The organism is Deminuibacter soli (genome assembly GCF_003412455.1).
In the GTDB taxonomy this organism is placed as follows: domain Bacteria; phylum Bacteroidota; class Bacteroidia; order Chitinophagales; family Chitinophagaceae; genus Deminuibacter; species Deminuibacter soli.
Genome location: NZ_QTJU01000001.1, coordinates 832352 through 855814 on the forward strand (window position 1 = coordinate 832352; position 23463 = coordinate 855814).

27 protein-coding genes are annotated in these 23463 nt (G+C 46.0%); 8 read left to right on the forward strand and 19 right to left on the reverse strand.

What is annotated here, in order from left to right:
* Nucleotides 1-34 precede the first annotated feature (34 nt).
* Entirely contained in the window at nucleotides 35-250 is a 216-nt protein-coding gene (locus tag DXN05_RS03655; protein WP_116845837.1) for a helix-turn-helix transcriptional regulator, read from the reverse strand.
* Nucleotides 251-718: 468 nt separating this feature from the next.
* Here DXN05_RS03655 and DXN05_RS03660 point away from each other — a divergent pair, with 468 nt between their 5' ends.
* From DXN05_RS03660 to DXN05_RS03670, 3 genes are read left to right on the forward strand one after another with little or no spacing between them, the layout of a single operon-like run.
* Nucleotides 719-1471 (forward strand): sensor histidine kinase, encoded by a 753-nt coding sequence (locus DXN05_RS03660; protein WP_116845838.1) that lies wholly within the window; start codon nucleotides 719-721, stop codon nucleotides 1469-1471.
* A gap of 24 nt (nucleotides 1472-1495) precedes the next feature.
* The gene (locus DXN05_RS03665) at nucleotides 1496-2413 is read left to right on the forward strand and encodes a HEPN domain-containing protein (protein WP_116845839.1); all 918 of its coding nucleotides are present in this window, start codon (nucleotides 1496-1498) and stop codon (nucleotides 2411-2413) included.
* A 31-nt stretch (nucleotides 2414-2444) separates the two neighbouring features.
* Entirely contained in the window at nucleotides 2445-2810 is a 366-nt protein-coding gene (locus DXN05_RS03670; protein WP_116845840.1) for a hypothetical protein, read from the forward strand.
* Nucleotides 2811-3126: 316 nt separating this feature from the next.
* On the opposite strand, the gene DXN05_RS03675 is transcribed toward DXN05_RS03670, so the two are convergent.
* The 4 genes from DXN05_RS03675 to DXN05_RS03690 form a co-directional block, all read right to left on the reverse strand.
* Nucleotides 3127-3996 carry a nucleotidyl transferase AbiEii/AbiGii toxin family protein gene (locus DXN05_RS03675; RefSeq protein ID WP_116845841.1) on the reverse strand — a complete coding sequence of 290 codons (870 nt, stop codon included), beginning with the start codon at nucleotides 3994-3996 and terminating at the stop codon, nucleotides 3127-3129.
* Nucleotides 3983-5017 carry a type IV toxin-antitoxin system AbiEi family antitoxin gene (locus DXN05_RS03680; RefSeq protein WP_116845842.1) on the reverse strand — a complete coding sequence of 345 codons (1035 nt, stop codon included), beginning with the start codon at nucleotides 5015-5017 and terminating at the stop codon, nucleotides 3983-3985. Before DXN05_RS03680 ends, DXN05_RS03675 begins: the two co-directional genes overlap by 14 nt.
* Before the next feature lie 305 nt (nucleotides 5018-5322).
* Entirely contained in the window at nucleotides 5323-5757 is a 435-nt protein-coding gene (locus DXN05_RS03685; RefSeq protein ID WP_116845843.1) for a tyrosine-type recombinase/integrase, read from the reverse strand.
* Nucleotides 5711-6547 (reverse strand): phage integrase SAM-like domain and Arm DNA-binding domain-containing protein, encoded by an 837-nt coding sequence (locus tag DXN05_RS03690; protein ID WP_116845844.1) that lies wholly within the window; start codon nucleotides 6545-6547, stop codon nucleotides 5711-5713. The genes DXN05_RS03685 and DXN05_RS03690 overlap by 47 nt, the downstream gene beginning before the upstream one ends.
* Nucleotides 6548-6999: 452 nt before the next feature.
* Between DXN05_RS03690 and DXN05_RS03695 the strand changes: the two genes are divergently transcribed.
* On the forward strand, nucleotides 7000-7971 hold the full coding sequence (locus DXN05_RS03695; protein WP_116845845.1) for a sugar phosphate isomerase/epimerase family protein: 972 nt from the start codon (nucleotides 7000-7002) through the stop codon (nucleotides 7969-7971).
* A 75-nt stretch (nucleotides 7972-8046) separates the two neighbouring features.
* On the opposite strand, the gene DXN05_RS03700 is transcribed toward DXN05_RS03695, so the two are convergent.
* The 4 genes from DXN05_RS03700 to DXN05_RS24560 form a co-directional block, all read right to left on the reverse strand.
* Nucleotides 8047-8421 carry a nuclear transport factor 2 family protein gene (locus tag DXN05_RS03700; protein WP_116845846.1) on the reverse strand — a complete coding sequence of 125 codons (375 nt, stop codon included), beginning with the start codon at nucleotides 8419-8421 and terminating at the stop codon, nucleotides 8047-8049.
* A gap of 96 nt (nucleotides 8422-8517) precedes the next feature.
* A complete protein-coding gene (locus tag DXN05_RS03705) occupies nucleotides 8518-9390 on the reverse strand; it encodes a hypothetical protein (RefSeq protein WP_116845847.1) in 873 nt (290 codons plus the stop codon).
* 30 nt (nucleotides 9391-9420) lie between these two features.
* The gene (locus tag DXN05_RS03710) at nucleotides 9421-9813 is read right to left on the reverse strand and encodes a hypothetical protein (RefSeq protein WP_116845848.1); all 393 of its coding nucleotides are present in this window, start codon (nucleotides 9811-9813) and stop codon (nucleotides 9421-9423) included.
* Nucleotides 9814-9833: 20 nt separating this feature from the next.
* Nucleotides 9834-9971: a hypothetical protein gene (locus DXN05_RS24560; RefSeq protein ID WP_158559113.1), complete on the reverse strand. Its 138-nt coding sequence runs from the start codon at nucleotides 9969-9971 to the stop codon at nucleotides 9834-9836.
* A 126-nt stretch (nucleotides 9972-10097) separates the two neighbouring features.
* Here DXN05_RS24560 and DXN05_RS03715 point away from each other — a divergent pair, with 126 nt between their 5' ends.
* Nucleotides 10098-10877, forward strand: a complete 780-nt coding sequence (locus DXN05_RS03715) for a DNA-formamidopyrimidine glycosylase family protein (RefSeq protein WP_116845849.1) — start codon at nucleotides 10098-10100, stop codon at nucleotides 10875-10877.
* An 11-nt stretch (nucleotides 10878-10888) separates the two neighbouring features.
* Here the strand turns inward: DXN05_RS03715 and DXN05_RS03720 are convergent, their stop codons facing one another.
* Together DXN05_RS03720 and DXN05_RS03725 are read right to left on the reverse strand one after the other, a co-directional pair.
* Complete coding sequence (locus tag DXN05_RS03720; RefSeq protein ID WP_116845850.1) at nucleotides 10889-11407, reverse strand: GNAT family N-acetyltransferase; 519 nt, start codon at nucleotides 11405-11407, stop codon at nucleotides 10889-10891.
* A gap of 3 nt (nucleotides 11408-11410) precedes the next feature.
* Nucleotides 11411-13000 carry a M20/M25/M40 family metallo-hydrolase gene (locus DXN05_RS03725; RefSeq protein WP_245975109.1) on the reverse strand — a complete coding sequence of 530 codons (1590 nt, stop codon included), beginning with the start codon at nucleotides 12998-13000 and terminating at the stop codon, nucleotides 11411-11413.
* Between the two features lie 232 nt (nucleotides 13001-13232).
* Here DXN05_RS03725 and DXN05_RS03730 point away from each other — a divergent pair, with 232 nt between their 5' ends.
* On the forward strand, nucleotides 13233-14051 hold the full coding sequence (locus tag DXN05_RS03730; RefSeq protein WP_116845851.1) for a DCC1-like thiol-disulfide oxidoreductase family protein: 819 nt from the start codon (nucleotides 13233-13235) through the stop codon (nucleotides 14049-14051).
* Nucleotides 14052-14061: 10 nt separating this feature from the next.
* The gene (locus DXN05_RS03735; protein WP_116845852.1) at nucleotides 14062-14988 is read left to right on the forward strand and encodes a TIGR01777 family oxidoreductase; all 927 of its coding nucleotides are present in this window, start codon (nucleotides 14062-14064) and stop codon (nucleotides 14986-14988) included.
* Here the strand turns inward: DXN05_RS03735 and DXN05_RS03740 are convergent.
* From DXN05_RS03740 to DXN05_RS03760, 5 genes are all read right to left on the reverse strand, one after another.
* The gene (locus DXN05_RS03740; protein ID WP_116845853.1) at nucleotides 14985-15365 is read right to left on the reverse strand and encodes a hypothetical protein; all 381 of its coding nucleotides are present in this window, start codon (nucleotides 15363-15365) and stop codon (nucleotides 14985-14987) included. The two genes, DXN05_RS03735 and DXN05_RS03740, sit on opposite strands and share 4 nt — an antisense overlap.
* A 25-nt stretch (nucleotides 15366-15390) precedes the next feature.
* Nucleotides 15391-15822, reverse strand: a complete 432-nt coding sequence (locus DXN05_RS03745) for a hypothetical protein (protein ID WP_116845854.1) — start codon at nucleotides 15820-15822, stop codon at nucleotides 15391-15393.
* 29 nt (nucleotides 15823-15851) lie between these two features.
* The gene (locus DXN05_RS03750) at nucleotides 15852-16751 is read right to left on the reverse strand and encodes a GH25 family lysozyme (protein WP_116845855.1); all 900 of its coding nucleotides are present in this window, start codon (nucleotides 16749-16751) and stop codon (nucleotides 15852-15854) included.
* An 11-nt stretch (nucleotides 16752-16762) separates the two neighbouring features.
* On the reverse strand, nucleotides 16763-17770 hold the full coding sequence (locus tag DXN05_RS03755; protein WP_116845856.1) for a hypothetical protein: 1008 nt from the start codon (nucleotides 17768-17770) through the stop codon (nucleotides 16763-16765).
* 374 nt (nucleotides 17771-18144) lie between these two features.
* Nucleotides 18145-20673, reverse strand: coding sequence for a zinc-dependent metalloprotease (locus DXN05_RS03760; RefSeq protein WP_211329968.1), 2529 nt, complete (start codon nucleotides 20671-20673; stop codon nucleotides 18145-18147).
* Nucleotides 20674-20784: 111 nt separating this feature from the next.
* Here DXN05_RS03760 and DXN05_RS03765 point away from each other — a divergent pair, with 111 nt between their 5' ends.
* Complete coding sequence (locus DXN05_RS03765; protein ID WP_116845858.1) at nucleotides 20785-21174, forward strand: VOC family protein; 390 nt, start codon at nucleotides 20785-20787, stop codon at nucleotides 21172-21174.
* Nucleotides 21175-21229: 55 nt separating this feature from the next.
* Here DXN05_RS03765 and DXN05_RS03770 read toward each other — a convergent pair whose 3' ends face one another.
* From DXN05_RS03770 to DXN05_RS03785, 3 genes are all read right to left on the reverse strand, one after another.
* Complete coding sequence (locus DXN05_RS03770) at nucleotides 21230-21793, reverse strand: globin family protein (protein WP_245975110.1); 564 nt, start codon at nucleotides 21791-21793, stop codon at nucleotides 21230-21232.
* Nucleotides 21794-21803: 10 nt separating this feature from the next.
* Nucleotides 21804-22232, reverse strand: a complete 429-nt coding sequence (locus tag DXN05_RS03775) for a hypothetical protein (protein WP_116845860.1) — start codon at nucleotides 22230-22232, stop codon at nucleotides 21804-21806.
* Nucleotides 22233-22468: 236 nt separating this feature from the next.
* Nucleotides 22469-23062 (reverse strand): acetate uptake transporter, encoded by a 594-nt coding sequence (locus DXN05_RS03785; protein WP_116845862.1) that lies wholly within the window; start codon nucleotides 23060-23062, stop codon nucleotides 22469-22471.
* Nucleotides 23063-23463: the final 401 nt, after the last annotated feature.

Genomic DNA, 23463 nt, shown 5'->3' on the forward strand with positions numbered 1-23463 from the left:
TCTAATTAACATTATGAGTTTAAGAAAATCAAAGCTACTTCTTCGATAAAGTGGATTCAAACAAATCTCTAATATCAACTTTCATTAAATCCGCTATTTGTACAAAAATCTCGACTTTGGGCTGCTGAGTATTATTAACCCACCTCGAAACGGTAGTTTCGCTAACACCGATTTTTTCAGCCAGCCATTTATTGGTTTTATTTTGCTCAGCCAGAACAACTCTAATCCTATTGATATTACGGGGTGACATCCTATTGAATTTGAACACTTTGTATTTGAAATATAGGGTGAATACCGTGGAATGAAAATTGTTGTCTTTTTGCGACTAAATATTGTCGTTATACGACTATTTATTATCTTAGTGGGAATAATGAAAATCCAGATGTTTTTTAATGACAGTTAAATCGCGATGCCTATTTTTGCAGGCATATTAAAATATTAAGCGTGTTTGCTTTACTTCTCGTCCTTGAAACTACGACCTTCAGCGACTACGGGAATAAGAGTAAATCGCTCACGTCATGGCGTGGGCGTTCTTATTCGTAGTCAAGGGTGTCGTAGCCCTCAAGGACGGTAAGAACTAACCCACGTCCTTTTTTGTTGAAACCAGCCACAGCAACGGGTTATTTCTTACCATACAACTCGCTTAATCCCAGCATTCTAATTCTTTCTCCTAATCATAACCAGGCTAGGGCTAACCAGGTTATCAAGCTATTATTTTATGGGATATTCAGAAAAGAGCAGCGGGGCCATTAATGATTCAGAACCCCTTTCCAGTCAGGAAACGACAGACAACAAACACATTCAAATCCAGGAGCTGTTTTTGGGGATTTTTGCGCATGAGTTGCGAACCCAGTTTGCCGGTATAATACAGGCGTGCGGTTATTTACGCGGAGAAAAAAGTGAACTTTATCTGTCGGCCATAATTACCATTAGTAAAAGTACCCTACACGTATTAGACAACATGCTTTCCACTGTCAAGATTAATGCAGGTAAGCTGACGATAAATCCAACAAATGAAACGTTCCTTTTCAGCAGCTGGCTTTCAGAACTGATAGCCCCCTTTGAACTGCACTCCCGTATGAAAGGGAATGATATTCAAATTTTCTACGGCACCGGCACCGATACTTTGCTAATCAATACAGATAAAGTAAAATTAGGTCAGGTGCTTGCCAACCTGTTGTCCAATGCCATCAAATGTTGTACACGCTCAACCAGTATTGACATTATTGCCAATGCAACAGAAAGCGGACTGCTCCTACAGGTTAGGAATCGAGGCATTCAAATCCCGACTGAAAAGGAAAGCCATCTGTTCGAGCCATTCTATCAACTTGATAACGGCCTTGCCGGTAGTGGATTAGGACTATTTCTTAGCCGCATATATACGGAAGCACTTGGTGGCTCTATTGAAGTCGATTGCCAAGCAGATACAACCGTCTTTTCCATCCTACTTCCATGTTCTACTTCTCACTAATCATTAACTATCTAAATCGTACCCATGTTAAACAAACTATCTCATTTGTCCAAAAATCAGCTTACTGCGCTTCGGAACCTAACTCACAAGATTATACAGGTAATTAAGCCCGAAAAAATAATGTGCTACGGCAGTCGAACAACGATTGCAAAAGATTGGACAATTTTTGGCGAGGATGATGTATGTAAGAAACATACATATCCTACCACATACGACCTTGTTATAATTACTAATGCTGATGAAAAAAAAGAAGATCACGAATTGATTCAAACTATAGAACAGCAGGCAGCAGGTTTAAATTGTGATGTTACCAGTGTGATATTAAAAACCACTGCATTCAGTCAGGCGCTGGAAGCTGGCTGGCGTTTTTTTACAACTGCTTATAGTAAAGGAATTATGCTTTACGACAGCAATGCGAATATTTTTTATGCACCTGTACAACCTTTTGATAATGCAGACCTAAAAAAAGCAATGGAAGCGCACTGGAACCAGTGTTTCCCCATTGCCCAACGCTTCTACAAAACAGCAGAGGGCTGTATAAAGGATAATTGGCCGGAACAAGCTCTTTTTAATTTGCATCAATCTGCACAGCATGCCTGTATGGCACTGCTTAGGTCAATTACTGGCTACAGATCAACAACACACAACCTTTCACGTCTTCTGGCCTTGATTGAGAATTTTACAATGGTGCCAACCACCGTTTTTCCATGCCTCACAACGGAGGAAACAGAACTATTTAATCTTTTAAATAAAGCCTATTCTGAGGCCCGCTATAAAGAGAGCTATACTGTACCGCTTGAAGTAGCGAAAGTGCTACAGGGCAGGGTTAAAGAACTAATGACAGTGACAGAAGATGCATACAAAAAGCGACTGGCATCTCTCGTGTTGCTGGAGAGCGTATCCTTTCCTGTAACAGTTGACAAGGCTGTTAACGCCATTTAATAATGCTGACTAATCGTTTTAAAACAATTTTATGGCAAATCGCATAGGGAAAGATGATTTACGTAATACCAAAGAGTTTTATCCTATAAGGCTGGGATTTTATGGCGCGTTATCAGAAGGAGATCTGAAACGCCACATTGATAATGATACGCTGGTTTATAAGCATTGGCACTTGCAGTCATTAAACCTGCAAATGGTAACCAGACAAGGATTTATCTTTTCTAATTCAAACGGCTCCATCCGTTATAGTTTGACATTAAAAATAGAAGCTAATACGCTCTATATTGCCTGCGACTGTGACAGACGTGTAGAAAGGCTTTGCCACCATGCTTGTAACGCTTTAAAGCACCTAATATCAATAAAAGGCGAATCCGTTTTTAGCGGAAAGCTGGCCTGATAGTTTCTTTGGCCCACCTTTAGCCGGTGGGCCTTATTATATAACTGCCTATTTAACCCTCTTTGTTATTATTATACTCTCTCTATAGGGGCTAGCCAATTGCGTTACATCTTTTTTTGCAGACGAAGGCAACTTGCTTAGTATCTTTCAGAAGGTGCCTAGAAATACTTAACAGGAAGTTTTTTACCAAGTCAATCAGCTTTGAGGGTTTATTAAGAATAGAATAGGCGAATACCCTGTAGTCGTTTTGCGTGAGATGCTACTTAACGCACTCTCCGGTAGGACCAGTAGGTACTATATGGTGCAGTAATATTCCTTACTCAGATGGTACACCGGCAGGCGTATGGGTCAATCCGTTTAACATACGAGTTAACCAGCTAGTCATCTCAATGATTGGTTTTCCTGTTTCGATAGCCATATTACGGATAAACAGACTTTTATCAGCGAGAGCAATATGCTTTTCCAGCATATTGATTATTCTCGTTTTTAAATTATTATTTTCAGCTATAATTAAGGCTAGTTCACGGCCGATAACTATTGATGCTATATCCTGCATTGTCATTTTATTTACTTCTTCTTCCTCTACCTGAAATATATCAAGGTTTTGCTCACTGTATACCAGGTCTGACTGAAGGTCAAAAAAGTGTTCAATGATATTGGCAATATCCCTGGGGTCTTTCTCTCTCTTCTCAGGCCGGTCATCAAAAGCGATCAGCTTTAGAAGCACAATCGCCGGCAGCGTGGCGACCTTGAAATGGTGCCCGGTTTTCAGTGTAACTGCGTTTGTTCCCGCCTGATATACTTCATGAAAGCCGTTTACCCTGATACTGGACATTCCGACCGCGTCGAGTTTAACGCTGGCGTCAATTTCAATTCCACCGAATGGTAATATGTCTACATTTATTCCACTTGGAGTAATCAATACAAAACCATTTTGTGCTGTTGTATTAAAGCCTTTGTTGTCTTTCAGATACTCTCTTATTGTCTGGTATTCTTTTTCTGAACCTACCAGTACGGCAAAATCCACGTCTTTTGATGTACGTGACGTTTTTCCTCCCTGAGAATACCACACATCCCGCGCAATGGCCCCTATCAGGTAATAATCAATGTTCAATGTTTTGAACGCATCTTCTAGTTCATTAAAGACGTCTTTTAAATCTTCTTCTTTTATACTATTCAAATTCATGTTTCAGGTTATTGTTGTAAAGTATTTCCGCTGTTTCTAGGCAGCGGGGTTCATCGGTGATCATCAGGTCGGCATACACCAGCAAATCAGGAGTTTGACGGTAGTGCATTGGTACATCCGGACTGTTATTCCAGAATTTCTCATACACCTGTACATTACCTTCTGCGGTGGTAGGTATCAGCTGCAGCTTTACCATGATTTCATTTTTACGCAGATCAGTATATACGGTGTATATCTCCGGGTTAAGGTATTGCGTAATTCTTTCTGCTGCCAGCTCACCTCCCACATACACATCTTGATGGATTCCATCAACAAGCATGTTACGTAAACCTACCCGGTTGGCGGCACGGAAATTACCAATATGCAACGTCGGTTTCAATACATCCCGGTAACCTTCTATCCAGCGGTCCAGCAGTGCTTTCTTTTTTTGTATGACAAATTTTTTCTTATCCAGTGGCAGCAGATAGCCGGCGTCTTTCAAGCCTTCCATTATCAATGGTATGTTACCCAATGCTACACCTGTTTGCTCCGCAATTTTTCTGTAAGTCTGGTTAATCATTTCCTGCTGCCATAAAAATTGGAATACGACTTTTAAGCCCTGTTTTGTAAATGCACGGTTCACACCAGTTGCCCTTTCGGTCTGGAGCTTTTTCTGGCCATCTATCCATATATATGTATTGGCATGTTGTATATATACATTCCCCGCAGTATCGATATAGCTGATCTTTCGCTTACGCAGTTCTTCTTTTATCTGTGGGTAAAGCCTGTCTACGACATATAATAAAGGATAATTTCCGCTTGGATCTGTTAACCGTTTATTCATGAGGTGAAAGTGCCGCATCTCCCTTTTTACATCCGCCCAAAACACCAGACCACCGTTTTCCAGTTCCAGACGCACCTCGGCATCCAGCCCTCTGTCATGACCGAAATCTGCTAATGTGTAATAGCCTTTTATGCCCGTTATTTCTTGTAGTGCGTCTAAGGCTTCTCTTAGTATGATATCATCTTCTTTTTTGTTCATTTTTTCCTGCGTTCACTGTCAGTGAACGTGTAAATTTAGTGAACATATTCGTTGTTTTCTATTTTTTGTTCGCTTTTTTCTCTTGTTCACTGACGGTGAACATAGGTGTAGGATGAACGAAAACCCCTTATTGAAATTAATGATTGAAAATCAATGCAATATATTAGCATGGTTTAATTCGGACAATAAGCCTTTCCAGATATTGGATCACAATGATTAAATCCCGCTGCTCAAAATCGCTGATGCATTCCATACTTTGCCATAAGCAATATGTACAATTGCACAAATGCAGACTGTTTTCTATTCTAAAAATTAACCAGCGCCTTTGCATATTCAGCTTGAACGCCTAAGTCAAACCCGGCAAAATACTTCTCAGTAGTGGTCAGAGATTGATGGCCTAGACTTATACTCGCCAGTTTCATGGGCGCTCCACTTTGCACTAAAATTGTGGCAAACGAATGCCGCGCTACGTAAGTAGTCAACTTCATTTCAAACTTCAAATCCTGCCCGATACGCTTTGTCCAATCGTTTGTAACGTGGGTAAACTGTTTTATTTTAGCCCGCATTAGTTCGTAGGAATCGCCTTTTTGTACAACATCAAAAATATAATCGTCTAGAGTTCCTCTCCTTGTACCCCATTTTTGAATAATCCGGTCGATATGTGCATTTCTGGGAACGGTGATTATAATAGGATTAGCTTTCGTTTGACGTTTGGTTTTCTCCCCTGATAAAAGTGACATGGGAGGAATGCAGGTCTTTCCACTGTAACTGACCAATATCCATCATGTTCATGCCATTGCATAAGTAGCTAAATATCCAGAAGTCACGCGCTTTCTCCATTCCGGTTCCCGGTATGGGTATATATTCAAATATTTGCTTTATCTGTTGCAGGCTCAGTGCTTTTTTTACGTTCTTTCCGGTAGGTATTACATATTTCCGCTTTCCGAAGGGGTAGGCTTCGGGATTGATGACACCTTTCTCCATTGCTATATTCATAATGCACCTTATGGTGCGCCCCCGAATTCCAACGGTTGTTATAGACTTCCCTTCAGCAAGCAACCAGTTTTCATAGCCTTGTAGAAACTCTTTAGTGATCTCGCCAAACGTAAGGCGCTTTTTATATTCTAAGAGCGAATGAATAGCGGTTTGGTAAATATCCGCCGAGCCATATTGCTGGTTAGCCCGTAGCTGCCGGATGTATTCATGATAAGCTGCCTCAACCGTTTCAAACTGGATTTTCTGAGTAAAGAACTTTTGCTCAAAATAGGAAAACGAAAAAGGAGAAACCGACTCACAGCATTTTTGAGCCTCTATTTCTATGGCAGCAACCGCATTTTTTATCTTCCGCAGCTTTCCCTTGGCATCCGCAGTATTAATAATATCCCATTCCTCATTTGTGGCCTCGTAGCCGGTGCTATAATACCTTCTGTTACCTTTATAAGTAACCCGCAGCTTTAACGGAAAACGCGATTTACTATTAGATCTTCTAATGTCTGGCGTAACTTTTATGTTCACTCGCTCCTGTTTCATACGTTTGGTGTTAGAATTTGATACATGTTTTGATACATGTTTCTTGAAAAATGACCGTTTTCAACCAGAAGCAAGTTAAAAAATAAAACTTCGTAAAAGTATTAGGGTCAAGCGATTAGGAGGTAATCAGCAGTAAAACAAAGTAACTAAAAACTTAGTTTTTGGCGCTCATAATCAGGGGGTCCCAGGATCATGCCCTGGTGGGCCCACAAAAGCTACGAATTACAATCGTAGCTTTTTTTACGCCCATCCGGCAGCCTGCGCATTATCAACAGGGATAGCCACACTATATAATTTCTTCCAAAACAATGCGGCAGATGTTTTTTGCCTTACAGCGCTACCTTGGTTTCAGGCAGCAGGAAAGAATATCTTTTTTATTTCATTGCGTCATTTAGACACATTTATTCGGCAGTTGCATTTCTTTCGCTATATTCAATAAAAACTATTGCCGTATGTATACGAGACGAAATTTTATACAAACCTCTGCACTCGCTGCTGCAGGGGCCATGCTTGCTCCCAAAGCATTGTTTGCCAAGGCTCCCGGGGAGCTTTCTTCCATTGGATTGCAGCTTTTCACCCTGCGTGAAGAACTGGCCAAAGATGTAAAAACAACCATCCGGAAAGTAGCTGCTGTTGGTTATGGAAATGTAGAAACATTTTATGGTTACAGCGGCCCTGCTGCTGCCGCAAGCTTTTGGGGACTGGATCCTAAAAGCTTCAAACAACTGCTCAGCGATAACAACCTGCGCTCGTACAGCGGGCACTATCAACTGAACGATTACCTTACCCGGGGCAATGGTAAAGATGATGCACTGAAAGCCCAGATTGAAGTAGCAGCCGAAGTTGGCCAGCAGCACTTTGTAATACCGGTACCGCCTTTTGCGCTCATTGATAAACTTACTGCAGCTGATTATAAATTTATGGCAGCACAAATGAACAAGGCAGGCGAACTGTGCAAAAAATCAAAACTGCAACTGGGCTACCACAACCATTTCTGGGAGTTTAAAACCCAGGAAGGCGGTAAAACCGGTTACGATATTATGCTGGAAGAAACAGAAAAAGACCTCGTAAGTTTTGAGCTGGATTTGTTCTGGATTACCAAGGCCGGCTTCCAGCCCCTGGATTATTTCAACAAGTACCCCGGCCGTTTTACCATGTGGCATGTGAAGGATATGGATAAGGCTCAATCTGACCCTATTTCCAGGGACAGCCTGGATCACGGTCATGTGATGAACATGGCTAAATCGGCAAAGTTTGCGGAAGTGGGCACCGGCAGCATTAATTTCAGCAGCATTTTCGCCGCAGCCAAAACTGCCGGTCTGCAACATATTTTTGTAGAGCAGGATGGTATTTATATGCCAGACAAATTTGAAAGCATCCGCCAGAGCTACAATTATGTAAAAAGCAACCTGGCACTGAAATAGCCAAACATTAGTCAGTGTTATGCAGGCAGACGATGAACCTGCAGCAGCATAACACTGACATTTTATTGCGTGTATTTATTTTTTAGCAGCGGCTTCCAGTACAGGGCGCGGATCGAAAATAACCCTGATCATGTTGATTTTCTCATTTTCTACATGGTACCAGCCGAAAGCAGGCACCGGCATTTCGTTCATATACACATCGTAAAACACGCAAACGTCTTCTTCATCGGTAAATACCTTCATTACATCGTAGTGAAATTTCATACGCTTCATGTCGTTAAAATAAGCATCAGCGCCATTGCGTGTGCCCAGCACGCCGATAAAAGCCAGTTCTTCACTGGCAAGCGTGCGCGCCGTTTCGTAATCTTCCTTGTTTAAAGCCTGAAGGAAAGACAACACCGTGTCTTTTGCTGCGTCTGCAACGGGTGTAGTTAAATTGATATCTGCCATAACATATTCGTTTTAGATGCTGCCCGGAATATTGAGCCTTTACAGTAACAAAAAAGCCGGAACAAAGTTCCGGCTGCATGGCATAGGATCAATACTTTACAACGGTGCGCTATACCTGTATCCTGTTTGGCGGGTAACAAACACATTGCCTTTGGGCACCATGTATTCGATCGTGATTCCCTCTGCACCGGCCCATTCTGTTACCAGTTCGGGATCGCCATTGTTATCGAAAGCCGCCAGCAGGTGATAATTATCAAAACCAAACTCCCCGCCATCGTCAACACCCCAGGTACTGGTGCTATCGAATTTTGCGGCATAGTCGCGGCTGATAATATCCCCGTGTTTGGTGGCAACCAGCGATACGAGCACAGAATCAAGCTTACGCTCAAATTCAACCAGGTAAACACCGGCACCGGCAGCCAAACCGGCTACGGCATGAATACTTTTAATCCTTCTTCTTTTGGATGATTCCAGCTGTGCCTTTACTTCGGCAGAGAGGTTGCTGCCCGGTGCAGGACTTCTATCCAGCAGGTGATGCTGCTGCAGAAAGGCAGCATTGGTAAGCAATACAGTCTCTTCTTCCGTATTTACCGGCTGCTGCAGTTTAAAAATTGCACCGGCGCTTTGTGCAAAATTATCTGCCAGCTGGCGACCATTGTCGTTTGCACCGGCAGGCAATTGTTTTACGAAAGTGCAATGCTGCTGTGTATTTTTTATGATAACTTCTGTGAAGGCAGCAGCGTTAACCTGGTTGCCTGTATCAGCTTTTGGCAGCAATACTTCAGTACCGGATTGGTTGGCAAATGCAAAGGCAAGAACCGGTTGTGCGCCTGCAGTAGTGGTTTGCTGAACAGCTCCGGCAGCTGCTGTACTGTTGTCTTTTATGGTGTTGTTGTTTACAGGCCCGCTGCAGGCAGCGAACAGTACGAATATCAGCCAGTGTTTTTTTAGTGAAAGGGTCGTATTCATGGATATGTTATCTCTTTGCGAAAAAGATGGTTACTGCTGTGTATATTTTTTTACCTGTACCTGTAACAGGCCCAGTACCGTAAGTGTATCGCCGCTTACCTGCAGTTTATCACCTGGCTGGAAGCTGCGAAACTCCTTTTGCAGGTTTATAAAACTCATCATAGCCCTGAAACTGGTACCGTTTGCTGCTTTCATCACTGCAACATATCCGTCTTTTCCGCGCTGAATTTCTGTGATGGTACCACTTGCAGTGTACACGCTATCTTTAGGCGCAACCTGTGTTGCAACACTGTCTTTTGTTTCCTTTGCAGCAACAGTACTGTCACCTGACGCAGGATTGTTTTGCTTTGATGAAGAACAGGCAACGGCTGTTGACATAATAATAACGGCTGCAGCTAAAACTTGTTTGTTGAAACGTTTCATATCTAGTTTTTGGGTTTACCTTATTCATTGTTTTCGTACAACCCTTTTACGTGTTTCTTCCCGAGATTGCTGGCATACGTTAAAAAAGTTGCCGGGCCGTTTTTAAAATTATTGCGGGTTGCTGTGCCGCAGCACACCAGCCAACGGTTAGTAAACATAGCGTGCACAAGGTATTTTATCGGCGCAAGATACTCCAAATAACAGCATGGCCGGGGTAATCAGTCAGGTGTGATTATTGTGGAATAAATCCGTTCACCGAACTGTTCCATTCAAACAAAGATCTTATGCCAGAATTACCCGATTTGCAGGCATTTAGTCAAAACCTGCACAAAAAACTGTCAGGCAAAACATTGAAAGATGTAAAACTGGCCAATGCCAAAAGCAGCAGCAGTTCTGCAGCCGCTTTTAAAAAAACACTGGCAGGGTTGCAGCTGAAAAAAGTGTACCGGGAAGGCAAGGAACTGCGCTTCAGGTTTGACAAAGGGGAAATACTGGGCATGCATTTAATGCTTAACGGCAAACTACAGCTGGACGAGAAATACCAGCCGTACAAAAGCGCAGTTGTTGAATTGTTGTTTGATGACGGGACCAGCCTTGTACTCACTGATTTCCGGGGATTGGCCAAGGTGTCGCTAAACCCTGCAGAAGAAGACGTACCCGATGCCTTATCCGATACACTGACAGAAACCTACCTGCAGGAAAAGCTGGGCGCCACACGTACGCCGGTAAAAAAAGTGTTGCTTGATCAGCATATAATCCGGGGCATTGGCAATGCCTATGCAGATGAAATATTGTGGGATGCAAGGTTATCTCCTTTTTCGGCCAGTAATAAAATACCGGTGGGTAAAATCAAAACATTGCTGCATTCGATCCGGAAAGTATTGCAGCACGCAGAAAAGCAAATTCTGAAAGCGAATCCCGATATTATCAGCGGGGAACTGCGTGATTTTTTGGTGATTCACCAGCACAGTCTTACACATAGCCCAACGGGCGGCATTATTAAGCAGGAAGAGATGAATAAAAGAAGCACCTATTTTACAGATGAGCAGGAGCTGTTTAAATAAGCAGCGCTGGTTTATAGGGCAGGAACCTCTTTCTCCATTTCAACAAAATGCAAACCGCCTACCGGCATACCGATACCGGGAGGTAATGCAATGGTTTTGCCTGTACGCACATAGCCGCGCCGTTCGTACCAGTTAATTAATTCGGTTCGTTTATTTACTACGGTTATTACTATGCGGCTGCATTGGTGTGACTGTGCGTATTGCACGCCAAAATCGAGCATAAAGCGACCAATACCGGCGGCCTGTAAGGCCGGTTGTACAGAAAGCAGCCCCAGGTAAACATACCCATCCTGTAATTCAAGAAGTACACAGCCGAGCAGGGCACCAGCGGCATTGCTGCATTTAAACAAGGTTTTGCCGGGCTGCTGCAATAAATCAAACACCCCATTTTCGGTAATTCTTTCGCCGGCGATAAATGCCGCTTCGTTGGTCCACCCCTCGCCTTCGCTGCGGTAGGCGCTGTTCACGAGTTGTGTAATACCGGCAACATCGGTTGATGTTGCCGGTGATAGTATCAGGTTTTGTATCATACTTTAGTCCATTCCGCCTTTGCGTGTTGCTTTTACCGGGGCAGGCCATTGCATTTGCTCGCCGGTGCGGTTGTTAACCGGCAGCACACTTTTTTCGCGTGATGTTTTTGCGGGATCTTCACTGGCTTCATACGCGAGGATGGCAGTGAGGATGGCATTGTTGCGCAGATCATCAAACACAATTTTATCGTACGTATCGCGGTTGGTATGCCAGGTATAACTGCCATACGACCAGTTGAGCGCGCCCAATGAAAATGCAGGTGCACCGGCAGCTACAAACGAAGCAAAATCTGACCCGCCACCGCCGGGTGTGCCGGGGAAATGCGTTTGAACAGAATCGCGGATATAAGACGGCGCAGGCTGCAACCAGCGTGTTAAATATTCATAGGCATGCAGGAAACCCTGTCCGGACAGGTTTACAATACGGCCGGTACCATTGTCCTGGTTAAACAGCGCCTGTATATTTTTTACAATCTCAGGATGGTCTTCTACAAAGGCCCTCGAGCCGTTAAGCCCCTGCTCTTCGCTGCCCCAGTGACCAACAAGAATGGTGCGTTTGGGATTGGGATATACTTTTTTAAGAATGCGCATGGCTTCCATCATGGTGAGTGTGCCGGTACCATTGTCTGTAGCGCCGGTGCCGCCATCCCATGAATCGAAGTGAGCAGAAAGCATTACGTATTCGTCTGGTTTTTCTGTGCCTTTGATTTCGGCGATGGTATTAAATACCGGTACCGGGCCTCTTTCTTTTGATTCGGTGTGTACGCTGATTTTAGGATTATCACCCGATTCAGTTAACCTGTACAGCATGCCATAATCTTCCAGTGCAATGTCGATGGTGGGAATGGTTTTGGTATAAGCACCAAAGATTTTGTCAACGCCAAAACCGGCAGACCAGTTGGAGCCCACAACGCCTGCTGCACCTGCTTTTTCCAGCACCAGGGGTAAGGTTTTGCTGGTGTATCCTGTTTTCTTGATACGGTTGGCCCAGGCTTCGGTTTGTGCAGTGCGGTCTTTCTTCATTTTTTCAAATGATTCTTTGGTCGCAAATTCCTGCCAGTTGTAATCGGGACGACCGGTAGGCTGACACATGGAAACCATCACAAACTTACCTTTTACATTGGGCAGCCATTGCTGGAAAGCCATTGAATCGGCAACATCTGGCAGAATTACGAGCGTTGCTTCCACCGTGTTTTTACCCATGCCAGGGCTCCAGGCAAGCTGTGTGGCTTCGAGTGATTTTACGCGGGGGTAAACCAGGTCAATATGTGATATACCACGCTCCCATCCACGCCATTCGCCCCATTTTTCATTGTGGGCCTCAATGCCCCAGGCGGCGTATTTGGCCACAGCCCATTGGTTGGCCTTTTCCATTTGCGGTGTGCCTACAAGGCGTGGGCCAATACCATCGAACAGCTCATGCGCCAGTTTCTGTAATTGTGAATTGTCTGTCGCTTCTTTTACAATATTGTCGATAACGGGATTTTTCGACTGGGCAATGCCTTTGCCCGAAACCATTACCAGCGCAACCATTGCCGGTGCGGCAACTGCGTAGCGGTAAATGTTGTGCAGATAGTCAGTTGTTTTTCTCATGCCCTAATTTAGGCATTCACAAGGAAATGAAAACTTGCTTCGATGAACTGCGGTTTTCTTTCGCTGCAAGCGAATACCAGGTTATTGATACCTGCAACTGTGAGCAGTGTAAGGAGATATTGTACTTCCGAAAACAATCTTTCACAAATATTTGAAAGTTCAGAATTTTAGAATAGTTTTGTATCCGAAAGCGCTTTCAACCCAACTAACTTATTCACTTAAACGGTAAACGATGAAAACGTTAAAGAATCATACTATTCTTTACGACGCCGAATGCCCTATGTGCAGCTTGTACACCGGCGCTTTCCAGCAAACAAAAATGCTCGGTGAAAACGGCAGGTTTCCCTACCAGGAAATGCCGGAAACGCTTTGCCCGCTGCTGAACCAGCAACGCGCGGTAAATGAAATAGCACTGGTAAACACTACAACCGGCGAAGTGCTGTACGGCGTTGAAAGCCTGTTTGCCATACTCGGCAATGCATGGCCGGTTTTTAAACCGCTGTTTCGTTTTAAACCATTTGCGTGGCTGATGGCGAAGGCCTATGCCTTTATTTCCTATAACCGGCGGGTTATTATTCCACCGCCACTGCATGCGGCAGCCTATCCCTATCAACCTTCGTTCCGGCTGCGTTACCGTATTGCTTATTTATTGGTAAGCTGCTTTATCACGGCATTGATTTTATCGCACTACACGCCCTTGCTTTACCCGCTTTTACCGGCAGGCAATTTCTACCGCGAATATGCCATATGCCTTGGCCAGCTGCTGGTACAGGGCTTATTGGTTGCCTTGCATGCGGGAAAACAATTATGGACTTACCTGGGTAACATGATGACGGTTTCGCTGGCAGGCGCCCTGGCCTTGTTGCCCATGCTGCTGACCGCCAGCCTTACACACATAAACCCGGTAACGGCAGCTGTTTACTTTGCAGTGGTGGTGGCACTTATGTTCGCAGAACATTACCGCCGTACCCGGTTGCTGCAACTAAACTGGCTGCCAACGTTGACCTGGGTTTTGTACCGTGTACTTGTATTGTATTTCCTGTTAGCTTAAAAAAAAGATGATGTTGTACCAGAAAATTGTACTGGCCGGTGGCAGTGGCTACCTGGGCACGGTACTCGCCGGCTATTACCGTAGCCGCGCAAAAGAAGTGATTATACTCAGCAGAAAGCCCCGGCCGGATGACGGCAATATCAGCACGGTAGTATGGGACGCCCGTACCACAGGCTCCTGGCTGAAATGCCTGGAAGGAGCAGACATGCTGATCAACCTCTGCGGCAAAAATGTGAACTGCCGTTATACGCCGGAAAATAAAAAAGCGATTGTGCTGTCACGTACCGTGCCCACACGGTTGCTGGGCGAAGCCATTGCCCTGCTGCAGCAACCGCCGCAGTTGTGGATTAACGTAACCTCGGCCACCATTTACCGGCATGCCGAAGATCGCCCGCAGGATGAGCTTACCGGTGAAACCGGCTATGGATTTTCGGTAGATGTATGCAATGGCTGGGAAGAAAGTTTCTGGCAATGTGCCACGCCGGCCACGCGTAAAGTGGCGTTGCGGATGGGTATTGTATTGGGCCGCAGGGATGGCGCATTTCCAAGATTACTGAACCTGGTAAAAATGGGATTCGGTGGCAGGCAGGGCAATGGCAGTCAATACATAGGCTGGGTACACGAGCAGGATGCGGCGCGTGCCACAGAATGGCTGTTGCAGCACCCGGCGTTATCAGGTATATTCAACTGCACTGCACCTGGCGGCATTACCAACAGTGCGTTTATGCGGTTATTGCGTGAAACTTATGGTATACGTGCAGGACTGCCCCTGCCCCAATGGCTGCTGGAAACAGGCGCCAGGCTTGCAGGTACAGAAACAGAACTGTTGCTGAAAAGCAGGTGGGTATACCCGCGTTTGCTGGAACAGGCCGGGTTCAGGTTTGCCTATGCAGATGCAGCACACGCTGTGCACGACCTGCTGGCTACCGTTGCCTAAGCCAGGTTTACCTTGGGTACAGGAATGGGAATGGCATTGCCTACCACGGTTTTCAGCACCACATCGATCACGATGTTCAACACCCCTTCAGCAAAATGCAGAACGCGCAGTTCGGCCAGGCCGGCCTGCTCCAGGCTGATCATTTTTACCAGTGTGCGTTGTGAACCTACCAGGAACTCGAACTCTGCAATTTTCAGCTGCCCGGTGCTTAACAGAAACGTCCAGCGGGACACATCGTTTTTTACATCGTTGAGTAACGTTTTGCCATCTGCAATGGCCTGGTCTTTAAAATTGCTCACTGTGCTTTGCGCCAGTGTGCCTATCTGCGATTCAACTTCAGAAAGTATTTGAGAGATATCGGGAACGCTAGTCGCCATAGGAATGATTTTTAAGCATAAAATATTAATGGTTTAACGGGCCGCCTTTTTTGCGCTGTTCCCAGTCTTGTATCAGCGCAAGCTGCTTCTGGGATTCTTTACTCATTTCCGTTACCATGGCCTGCGACATTTGTCCCTGGCTTTTCCAGAGATCGAAATAGCTGTACAGCCCGTTTCTGTCGGTTTGCACGGTTGTCCACATGTTAACGGTTTGCTGGTTTTTTGCCCGCTTTTTTTCAGCAGCAACAACCTGGTCGATATGCATTTTCAAAGCATCTACTTCTGCTGTGTGGGAACTGAACGGCTCTGTTGATTTATTGATCAGTGTCTGGGCTTCAGCAATCACTTTACCATCTTCGGTATTGGATGCCTCACTGAACTTCAATCCCGGCGCGCAGGAACTTAACAGCAGGATACAAATCAATGCAAGGGTGTGACGAACATTGCGTGTTTTCATACCATTGATTTTTGTTATTTTAAATTTACTCAGGGCAATAATTTATTCCAGGTTTGCGCATCGATAACACCATTACCGGTGAGGCCGTTGAACTCCTGGAATTTTGTAACGGCAGCCATTGTATTCTTTCCGAAAAAGCCATCGGCTTCATCATGCAGCCAGCCTGCATTCTGCAATGCCAGCTGAAAATCTTTTACAATATTGGAAAAAGGAAAGCCTTTCATAAACGTTAGTCCGGGCACGCTGCTGTTCAGCAATCCTTTCAAACTGCCGCTGTATACATCCTGGTCTAGCCTGCTGAAAGGGTCACCGGCAGTACCGCTTTCGCCAAAATGTGTTTGCACAAATGCAGCAGGTACGGGCAGGCCGGTCCATGGCCTGGCAATGCGTTTGCGGTTGTTGGGATCTGCATTCCATAACAGGCAGCCGGCGAAAAAAGCATTGTCTTCTGCCGATGCAAATGGTGTAATAAATTCTTCCCAAAAGCTGAAAGCCGTATAAATAGTGGGCCGCACGTTAATGGTAGCCTCTACCTGGCTGCAGTATTCGCGTATTAAGCCAATGCGTTCGTTGGCAGGTACTTTACCCCACAGCTCATTGCGGTCGGTTTGCGCAGCGCCGGCATTCCAGGTCCACTCAATGTCTATCACGGGCGGTAACACTCCTGCCCTGCTTACTTTGCGGTATTGATTGATAAAGGATAAAGCCTGTTGTGTAGGCTGGGAAGATGGCCAAAACCAGTGGTAAGCCCCACACAGCAGGCCGGCAGAGCGGCACATTTCCCAGTAGGTAACAAATTTTGCATCAAGTCCCTGCGCGCCTGTACCTGATTTTATAAAAACAAAGTACAGGTTTTCGGAACGTATCAGCGAATTGATAAGTGTGGCAGAAACCGTATCGCCATGAAATATGTCAATTCCGTTGATCATGTTCGTTGTGTTTAAAACTTATCGGGATTCCTGGCTGCCTGTTCACCCTTGCCTGTCTCTTCATCACCGGCGTTTTGATTATTGCCGGCATCATTACCATCGTCAAGGTCTTTCGCATGCCCGTTCTCTGCGGCTTTTAAGCCGAGATAAGTGGCAGAGCTGATACCGATTAATGCAAACTGCCATTCGGAAAAAGTAATGAGCGGGTATACCTGCGTGTGTATGCGTTCAAAGAAAAAGCTGATAAAGGCCATACCAAACACCACGTTGAATACCACTGCCTGGAAGCGGTGTATGCTAATGCCCGATTCATCGGATAATATATCGTTGAAGAAATCGGGTTTGCCTATCTTATCCTGTGTGCGGCCGCCGCAGGTGGTTTGTTTGATTTGCCTGGTATCAATTACTTTACCGCCGGCATATACCAGTGCACCACAGCCAAGCAGTATCACCGCTGTTTCGTTCAGTGGAATAAGCACCCCGGTAATGGCATAGAAATAAATAAAACAGAAGAACACAATCAGCGTCCACCACAACAATTGCACACGTGCATAACTGTAAGGCCGCAGTTTGGGATCTGCTACCAGCTGGCCGTTTTCATCAAGGCTCATATCCTTGCAGAGGGCTGTATTGATGGTGAACTGGTAGGCTTTGTACAATACAAACAGCAAAAACACGAGAGATAAAATAAGCCGCAGGTAGTCACCGCCGGTCTGGTTGCCTTTTTTAAAAATCGAACGCGGGTAAAGGTATAATTCGGGATGCTGTTGCGCCTGTTCGAGCATAGTGGTATCAACCGATACGCTGCCTGCGAGAATGTTGTTGATGTGCACCAGCGAATCACGCATAACATTTACGGAATCGGAAATGGCCTTGTTTTGTTCCTGCACTTTTTTAACTGAATCGCCCATAGCATCGAGCTTTTCGGTTACGGCGCTTACAACAGAATCTACTGCCGTTTGGGCATTCACACGGCATACCAATAATACCGGCAACAGTATCAGCAAACAATATTTCATTTGTTTATAATTTGAGTGAGCCTGAAATAGCAGGATCAGTAAAAACGGCAAGGGTTGCAGTCAATGAAAGGCTTATGCTTAGAAGGATAACGAAGCAATATTGCACTATTATTTTACAAATGCAATAGTGTACTGCTATTGACATTGTGGTTTTATAACGCTATTTTATTCAGCCTGACGCGTGCCGGAGGAAGCAGTGAAATGCCCTTTTTTCTATTAATGTACCATCGCCCGGGGATCGTCCGACCATCGTCCGAGGGTCGTTCGGCCAAAATTGCCAGAAAAAGGCTGGTTGGAGCAATAAAAAGACTGCCCCTTTTTGTTGAGGCAGCCTTTATTTTCCCTGTAACCTGTATCACCGAAGGAACAGGTGATCAATAATCAAACAGTTCACCGGGCATGCCGATGGGTGCACCCGGGGGCATTTCTGCAGCTGCGGGTGGCTGAAATTTATCGGGATTGGTTTTAAACGCCTCCATTTGCGAGAGGGCAAACAGCATATTGGCCTTTTGTGCCGGGGCTGCCGATGTAATGGCTGTGCCGATCCAGTGTTTCAGCTCATCTATTTTCAGCAATGCCTGTCCGCGCACTATTTCAGAGGCCCTGGTATTGGCAGCCAGCTGCAGCAGGTATTTCACGGTAAGGTTATTGACCAGTGTTTGCACCTGCCCTTTGTAACCCGCAGCAGGAGCGGCTTTCCAGGTTTGCGCCAGCAGGGCATCGACCACGGCCATAAAACCCGGCTGGTCGCTGCTGCGCGACTGGTATTCAATAAGGCGTGCGGCGCGTTCTGCATCCAGCAGGTACGATAAAGTGGTAGCTGCCGCTGTTTCCGCTGCACCCAGCGGATCGAAAGTTACGCCGGTATGGCCGGCAAAGGTTTCAATGCCGGAAGGGTAACCTGCCGGGCGCGGCGGAATTTTACTGATCAATGATTCAGGCAGCATGAGCGCTTCGGGCGTAATGGTATTGAGCAATGCATTCAATGCTTTGCGCTGCTCACCGGGTGCAATCATCTTTGTAACTGTTTGCCCGTCGTTTTTCAGCGCATGGGTAAAATACAAGCCCCCGAGCGATTTGGCAGCCGCCTCAATACTGTAGCGATGCAGCAGGTACATGGGTACCAGCACTTCTTCCAGCGTGCTCATGGGTGCATTGGCAGGAATGGCTTTTTCGGAGAAATTATCCAGGATATGCCTGCGCACCGTCATAATACGATTGAGTTCATCTACTGCATTTTTACCATCGTCCCATTGGTGGCTTAAGGGATGAACGTTGCCGCCGATATCGGGAATAAACAGGAAGCCCTGCTGCAGGGTTTCGTTCATAATTTTATCGAGTGCCTCATTTTCACTGGTGCCCGGCGCAAAATCCTGGTAGCCCCATATTACGGCACGTTTATCCCAGCTGCCGATGCCGGTTGCATAGGCGTCGCTTACATCAATCGTTCCGTCTGCTTTCAGGGTAAAACGCGGGAAGGGATAGTCCATCACAGAAGCCCGGTCTTTCACGCTGGCTGCGAAGTTGTGGTACATACCCAGGGTATGGCCAATTTCGTGCGCACTCAGCTGGCGTATGCGGGCAAGCGCCAGCTCCTGCAGTTGCGGCGATACGGGTTTGCCGTCTTCATACGGTTGCAGCAAACCTTCTGCAATCAGGTAATCCTGCCGGTGGCGGTCGCTGCCAAGCGTAACCACACCTTTGATGATTTCACCGGTGCGGGGATCGATGTAGGAAGAGCCGAATGAGAAAGCGCGCTGCGGCGAGCCGGAGCGGTCAACCCAGTTCACCACATTGTACCGGATATCCATGGGGTCTGCACCTTCAGGCAATTCCTTTACCTGGAAGGCATTTTTGTACCCGGCTGCTTCAAATGCCTGGTTCCACCACGAGCCACCTTCTATCAATGCTTTTTTAATCAGCGGCGGGGCACCGCGATCGATGTAGTATACAATGGGTTTTACCGGTTCACTTACTGCAGCTGCAGGATCTTTTTTCTGCAGGCGGTGACGGCGTGTAAAACGTTGGGTAAGGGGCTCGTTCATGGGTGCTGAAAAATCCATATAGGTAAAGGCAAACAAACCGGAGCGGGGATCGAATTTGCGGGGATGGTAATTGCTGTCGGGCAGCGCTACAAACGACTGGTGCATGCGCACACTCACAGCAGTAGGATCAGGTGCGATGCCATTGGCAGCAAATCCGAAATTAAAACCGCCGTTACTGCCACCCGTAAAAGTGATCACAGCTTCAAATTCAGTATTCAGGGGAAAGTTCCTGGTATTATCCATGTACAGCGCACTGCGCGATTCATCCATGCGGTAGGATGCACCGCCACCACCTGCCGGACCATTGATGCCTGCAGCCCTTGGGTTGCCGAGACGATCACCGATTTTCTGGCTATCGCGCACCAGGAACGGGGTAATATCTACCAGCGCATTGTCGCCCTCAATGGCTACAGCATTGAAGCCCCATAACACAGACTGTGCAAAAGCACGTTCTACGGTTTGTTTTTCATCTGCATTGCCTGAAGCGCGGTAGTTGAAAGAATTGGGTTGCAGCAACATTATTTTTGCGCCGTATTTTACAAATTGCACGGCGGCAGAAGCGGCCTGGCCTCTTTCCGGCCCGCCATTGCCCACCCCATCGGTAAGCGAACTGAAATACAGGAAGGGTTCATTCCACCTGCTTATTTCCAGGTAAATGCGTCCATTCCTGCCATCGTAGTAAAAATTGAAAAAGCCCTCGTACTTCTTAAACCCTGCGGAAAAATTGCTGATAGATGGCAGTGTGCGCGATTCGCTTTTGGCAGGCGGGGTATCGGCCTGCTGCGTATTACGGGGTTGCGCGAAACTACAATGGGCAGCCACCAGCAGCAGGCCCATGCAGGACAGTTGTTTTCTCATTTGCGTGTTATGGTTTTAAATTCGCAGTGTTACTAATATAAGCCATAATAAAAACATGGCCCTATCGTATTACCTAAAACAACCGGCTGTTCGCCGGGTAACCTGTTTGCCATGCAACAACACATCGCTCATATTGCACTGGTTGTGTCTGACTATGACGAGGCCATTGCTTTCTACACCCGCAAACTGCACTTTACGCTTACAGAAGACACGCAGTTAAGCGCATCCAAACGCTGGGTACTGGTTACGCCGCCAGGCAACAGCAGCTGTGCCCTGCTGCTGGCAAAAGCCGATGGCCCTGCGCAGCAACAGGCCGTGGGCAACCAGAGCGGCGGCAGGGTATTTCTATTCCTGGCAACGGATGATTTCTGGCGTGATTACAATGATATGCAACATGCAGGTATACATTTTCTTCAAACACCCCGTGAAGAAGCATATGGTACGGTAGCCGTTTTTGAAGACCTGTATGGCAACCGCTGGGACCTGATTCAACACAAATAAAAAACCGGCATCGCTTTTCAGCAACACCGGTTAAACAAAACACAATCATGCGCTATTAAGCCTGCACCACCACAGTGCGGAGTGTATTTACAATCGCACCCAATCTTGCAATAACCGCATCGGGCACCTTGTTTTTCTTAGCAGCAATAACGAGATCGGCAATAAACGCATCAAAATCGCTGTTGTCTGCTTTGCCATTCATACGCGGATTGGCTGCAGGATCGTGCGCATCCTTCATGTTTTTTCCACCGTAGGTGAAATCTTTTGCTCCTGTAGCTACACAAAAGAAATCAGTGAGGTTTTTACTTAAGGCCATAAAACCGCTGGTGTTGCCGCTGGTTACTTCGGCAAGCAGTACGGAGAAATGTCCATTGATGGCGGTATCACCTGCAATGACAAATATGGCACTGTCAACCACAGAACGTACCGCCAGGCGGCCGGCTTCAATCATGGCTCCTGCATTGGCAGGATCTTTCACCATGGCAGTACTGCCCAACGTATCATACAAGGTCATGGTTGCCGGGGTAGACGAAGGCGTATCGCTCTTTTTGCAAGCCTGCGTAAAAAGCATGGCTCCGCCGAGCAGCATGGTTGCTGCAAATAACATTGTTCTTTTCATGATCTTGGTATTAATTGAGGTGTCTGAAAAACCGGAGTACCCTGGAAGTTGCGGTATTGGAAGCTACCGGGCAACCGGCAGCCATTTCTTCTTCTGAAGGTTGTATACGCTTTGCCTTGTAGGGAAGGGTTTGCTGTAACCGCGCTATAATTGCAGTTGCACTTGTTTGTATGGGAGCAAAGGTAAAAATGGCGATATGCGTAACAGGATTAAAGAGCACGTGATCTACACCGGGCTGACTGTATAAAAAGGCAGTAACCGTGTCACCCTGCGCTGCACCCACGTTCGCAGCAAAATCAACACGGGCCATAATGCGCGTATGTACGTCGGGTGCCTGGGGCCTGGTTACCATGTACAGGTGAACGGCCAGCAACAACACCAGCCCCGCAAACACGGCAACGGTTGTAAGTGCTATTTTCCTGAAGTTGAGTTTTGGCATATGACTGTTTGCGACGGCTGTTTTGTATCGCATGCTTTACTTACGACAGTTGTATGACAATAGATTTGCGGTTGTAAGAAATAGCATAAAAAAAGTCCGGGGCATGAACGTGCAATTTAGCTGACAGACCTGTTACCACTGTCTTGTAACACCACACCGGCTTGTTGCTAAACATACCGCAAATAAACAGCCCCGGCGCAGGGCGCCGGGGCTGTGGTACAATAACCATTTATTGGTTAGCCCAACGGCAATACGGTTTTGCCATACACTTCGTTCAGCACCAGGGCTACGCTGCCGTAAAAGGCAGATAAACCACAAACAACACCTTCGTAACCTGCAAAAGTTTTGATGCCTGCATTTCCTGTATAGTCGCCTATGGCCAGCAGGAAAAACAATACCGTTAAAGTAGCAAACACCACCTGCAGCATACGGCTTAACCGCAGGCTGCCGAAAAACATAAATAAGGTAAACAGTCCCCATATAAACAGGTAAGCAGCCAGCGCCTTTTCATCTGAAGCCAGTGCAGCACCTGCGCCTGTTTTAGGCAGCAGCCATATCACAATCAGTGACAGCCAGAAACTGCCATAGGCGCAAAAGGCAGTGGCACCAAACGTATTGTTCTTTTTAAATTCCTGCACACCTGCTATCAGCTGGGCAATGCCTCCTACAAATAAACCCATGCCAATAATCATGGAATTAAGCGGGTAACAACCAGCATTGTGCAGGTTTAATAAAATAGTAGTGGTGCCAAAGCCCAGCAAGCCCAGCGGGGCGGGGTTGGCGCTTGTGTCTTTAATGACAATCTGCGTAACAGTTGATTCGGTTGACATGCAATCGTTTTGGTTTAATAAACAATGTAATTACACCGGATGGTGTGATATCGTGAATATAAATCAAATATTTTTTATCTGTTCCGGCGTGCCGGAACAAGTTCTTAAAAAAATTCAGCTCCGCCTGTAACATTTCAAACAGGGCTGTATCTAAACGGTATAAAACAATAATTATGATACAGGTTTTTAAAATTGCCGTTCTCATTGTTGCAGTGGTGCTGCTGATCCTGAACGTATTTGGCCATGCTGCACCAATACCGAAGTGGAGATAAAAACAACCCGGAAAAAAAAGTTCGCACCAATTGTAACATCTCATCCAACACCGTATCTAAACAATATAAAAACGAAAAAACATGAACAACAAAAAAGTAAAAATCGCCCTGCTGTGTTTCGCTATTGCT

Excerpts from the sequence above, each read along its gene's own strand:
- DXN05_RS03655 (WP_116845837.1), bottom strand. The coding sequence starts at position 250 with ATGTCACCCCGTAATATCAATAGGATTAGAGTTGTTCTGGCTGAGCAA.
- DXN05_RS03660 (WP_116845838.1), top strand. The coding sequence starts at position 719 with ATGGGATATTCAGAAAAGAGCAGCGGGGCCATTAATGATTCAGAACCC.
- DXN05_RS03665 (WP_116845839.1), top strand. The coding sequence starts at position 1,496 with ATGTTAAACAAACTATCTCATTTGTCCAAAAATCAGCTTACTGCGCTT.
- DXN05_RS03670 (WP_116845840.1), top strand. The coding sequence starts at position 2,445 with ATGGCAAATCGCATAGGGAAAGATGATTTACGTAATACCAAAGAGTTT.
- DXN05_RS03675 (WP_116845841.1), bottom strand. The coding sequence starts at position 3,996 with ATGAATTTGAATAGTATAAAAGAAGAAGATTTAAAAGACGTCTTTAAT.
- DXN05_RS03680 (WP_116845842.1), bottom strand. The coding sequence starts at position 5,017 with ATGAACAAAAAAGAAGATGATATCATACTAAGAGAAGCCTTAGACGCA.
- DXN05_RS03685 (WP_116845843.1), bottom strand. The coding sequence starts at position 5,757 with ATGTCACTTTTATCAGGGGAGAAAACCAAACGTCAAACGAAAGCTAAT.
- DXN05_RS03690 (WP_116845844.1), bottom strand. The coding sequence starts at position 6,547 with ATGAAACAGGAGCGAGTGAACATAAAAGTTACGCCAGACATTAGAAGA.
- DXN05_RS03695 (WP_116845845.1), top strand. The coding sequence starts at position 7,000 with ATGTATACGAGACGAAATTTTATACAAACCTCTGCACTCGCTGCTGCA.
- DXN05_RS03700 (WP_116845846.1), bottom strand. The coding sequence starts at position 8,421 with ATGGCAGATATCAATTTAACTACACCCGTTGCAGACGCAGCAAAAGAC.
- DXN05_RS03705 (WP_116845847.1), bottom strand. The coding sequence starts at position 9,390 with ATGAATACGACCCTTTCACTAAAAAAACACTGGCTGATATTCGTACTG.
- DXN05_RS03710 (WP_116845848.1), bottom strand. The coding sequence starts at position 9,813 with ATGAAACGTTTCAACAAACAAGTTTTAGCTGCAGCCGTTATTATTATG.
- DXN05_RS24560 (WP_158559113.1), bottom strand. The coding sequence starts at position 9,971 with ATGTTTACTAACCGTTGGCTGGTGTGCTGCGGCACAGCAACCCGCAAT.
- DXN05_RS03715 (WP_116845849.1), top strand. The coding sequence starts at position 10,098 with ATGCCAGAATTACCCGATTTGCAGGCATTTAGTCAAAACCTGCACAAA.
- DXN05_RS03720 (WP_116845850.1), bottom strand. The coding sequence starts at position 11,407 with ATGATACAAAACCTGATACTATCACCGGCAACATCAACCGATGTTGCC.
- DXN05_RS03725 (WP_245975109.1), bottom strand. The coding sequence starts at position 13,000 with ATGAGAAAAACAACTGACTATCTGCACAACATTTACCGCTACGCAGTT.
- DXN05_RS03730 (WP_116845851.1), top strand. The coding sequence starts at position 13,233 with ATGAAAACGTTAAAGAATCATACTATTCTTTACGACGCCGAATGCCCT.
- DXN05_RS03735 (WP_116845852.1), top strand. The coding sequence starts at position 14,062 with ATGTTGTACCAGAAAATTGTACTGGCCGGTGGCAGTGGCTACCTGGGC.
- DXN05_RS03740 (WP_116845853.1), bottom strand. The coding sequence starts at position 15,365 with ATGGCGACTAGCGTTCCCGATATCTCTCAAATACTTTCTGAAGTTGAA.
- DXN05_RS03745 (WP_116845854.1), bottom strand. The coding sequence starts at position 15,822 with ATGAAAACACGCAATGTTCGTCACACCCTTGCATTGATTTGTATCCTG.
- DXN05_RS03750 (WP_116845855.1), bottom strand. The coding sequence starts at position 16,751 with ATGATCAACGGAATTGACATATTTCATGGCGATACGGTTTCTGCCACA.
- DXN05_RS03755 (WP_116845856.1), bottom strand. The coding sequence starts at position 17,770 with ATGAAATATTGTTTGCTGATACTGTTGCCGGTATTATTGGTATGCCGT.
- DXN05_RS03760 (WP_211329968.1), bottom strand. The coding sequence starts at position 20,673 with ATGAGAAAACAACTGTCCTGCATGGGCCTGCTGCTGGTGGCTGCCCAT.
- DXN05_RS03765 (WP_116845858.1), top strand. The coding sequence starts at position 20,785 with ATGCAACAACACATCGCTCATATTGCACTGGTTGTGTCTGACTATGAC.
- DXN05_RS03770 (WP_245975110.1), bottom strand. The coding sequence starts at position 21,793 with ATGAAAAGAACAATGTTATTTGCAGCAACCATGCTGCTCGGCGGAGCC.
- DXN05_RS03775 (WP_116845860.1), bottom strand. The coding sequence starts at position 22,232 with ATGCCAAAACTCAACTTCAGGAAAATAGCACTTACAACCGTTGCCGTG.
- DXN05_RS03785 (WP_116845862.1), bottom strand. The coding sequence starts at position 23,062 with ATGTCAACCGAATCAACTGTTACGCAGATTGTCATTAAAGACACAAGC.